1 protein-coding gene is annotated in these 1888 nt (G+C 44.0%); it reads right to left on the bottom strand.

The annotated features are described in order from the left end of the window. Positions 1–77: 77 nt before the first annotated feature. Positions 78–1337: a group II intron reverse transcriptase/maturase gene (gene ltrA / locus R2S57_RS30240; RefSeq protein WP_316848633.1), complete on the bottom strand. Its 1260-nt coding sequence runs from the start codon at positions 1335–1337 to the stop codon at positions 78–80. Positions 1338–1888 lie beyond the last annotated feature (551 nt).

The following is a 1888-nucleotide window of genomic DNA, read 5'->3' as shown; positions in this document are numbered from 1 at the left end:
TATCGAGTAAACCCAAGTATTTCAACCTGAGATTCTCACAGAACCGTACGTGATGGTCTCCCATCATACGGCTCTTATTATCGTGTTACCATAGTAGGTTTTGAGCCAAATGTCCAGTGTGCGAACAGATGTGGTTTTCGTTTATGTAAACTCCGTACCCATTTCATCGAACTGGTCAAACTAACCCTCAACCCTTTGTATTTCCTGATTGCCCAGTTAGCCAACTTTGCGTTAACCCTTCGCAAAAAGTCTTTCAACTTAGTGCTATAGAATTTTCCGTAATAGTTGATTAAACCCTGCAATACCGGATTCATTTCTTTGGCAACTGCTTCTATCTCAATTCCTGCAATTCGTAGTATTGGCATTTCGTTAAGCTTTTCATTCATTGCTTTCATAGCCTTTGTACTTACTGCAGGCAGAAAGTTTGTAAAGCTGACATTCCTCTTGGTATTCAATGCCTGTCTGGGCTTGAACGTATAACCAAGAAAGTCAAACGATACTGCTTTCTCTGTTTTCCCCCTGCGATTACTGTCCTTGCAGTAGACAATCTTTGTTTTCTCTTCGTGCAATTCCAGTCCACAGTCTTTTAGCCTTTTGCCTAATGATTCCTTCAAATGGATGGCCTGTGCTTCTGTTCTACAATGGATGACTGCGTCATCCGCATAACGTTCAAAAGCATGGTCAGGATAATTGGCTTGCATCCACATATCCATCACATAATGCAGGTAAAGATTCGAAAGAACCGGACCAATAACAGAACCTTGCGGAACTCCTTTTGTCCTTGGGACTATTGTCCCGTCTTCCAATTGCAAGGATGCCACTAACCATCTTTTGATGTGAAGTGTCATCCAATCTTCTTCTGTATGCTTTTCAACAGCCAACATCAGCAAATCATGCGGAATATTGTCGAAGAACCCGCGAATATCAACATCAAGTACCCAGTTATATGCCCAGCACCTTTCACGTGTTTTAGCAACTGCCTGTAATGCTGATTTCTTTGGGCGGTAGCCGTAAGAGTCTTCGTGGAATAACTTGTCGACCACCTCTCCAAGCCTTACTGCTACCACTGCCTGTCCAATCCGGTCGGTTATCGTAGGAATAACCAATGGTCTTTTACCACCATCTTTCTTGGGAATCTCTACCAACTTGATGCAAGGGGCCATGTAGCTACCAGAACTCATCTGGTTCCATAGCTTATAAAGATGTTTCTGGGATTGCATATCAAATGCTTCCATGCTCATCTTATCTACACCCGCCGCCCCTTTGTTGGCTTTGATTTTCAAGTAGGCTTCCTGAACCGACTTTCTTGAAATACAATATGGTTTTGGCCTATACATCTTCAATACCTCCTGTAGCTGTTAACTTTGAACAGTTTCTATTAATGTATAGCGCCTGATAATGCCACTCCTTCGCTCCTGCCAAGTTTCCAAGACCATCATCACTACTACGGGTGGCTCTGCCCCCGTGGAACGCATCGGTATTTTCGGCCTTATGGGTTCTTCCACTTGGACTTTTCCCTTTACATCGTTCCGACAGGTTCACAAGTTCCATCTGATTGCCTGTATAAAGCTCATGCTGCCTATACGCCGGATGCCATAGGGACGGTAAACAGGTCGTCCTCCCTACTGATAATAAAGTGATACTGTACTTTAGTTTTGACATCATCTAATCCTTTCGACGCCTCTTCGGCAGTTCATTTGCATTCATCTTCTTTATACTTACCTGACAACTTTAAGATGCCTTACTCCTCTAACGCTCACCACCGGGGCACTTAACCCTAGCAGCTTAGAGGTGGTTTGATACCTGCTCCTGTAAGCCGATACCGAGGGGCCTTCCCTCATCAATCAGACAGCACTGATTTGCTCGCGCAAATCATTCATGTCGCTCA

The organism is Pedobacter psychrodurus, assembly GCF_032678585.1.
Classification (GTDB): domain Bacteria; phylum Bacteroidota; class Bacteroidia; order Sphingobacteriales; family Sphingobacteriaceae; genus Pedobacter; species Pedobacter psychrodurus_A.
Note: the sequence above shows the minus strand (reverse complement) of the source record. Positions and strands in the feature narration are given on the sequence as shown.

Coding starts and splice junctions, on each gene's coding strand:
- ltrA (WP_316848633.1), bottom strand. CDS start 1,337: ATGTATAGGCCAAAACCATATTGTATTTCAAGAAAGTCGGTTCAGGAA.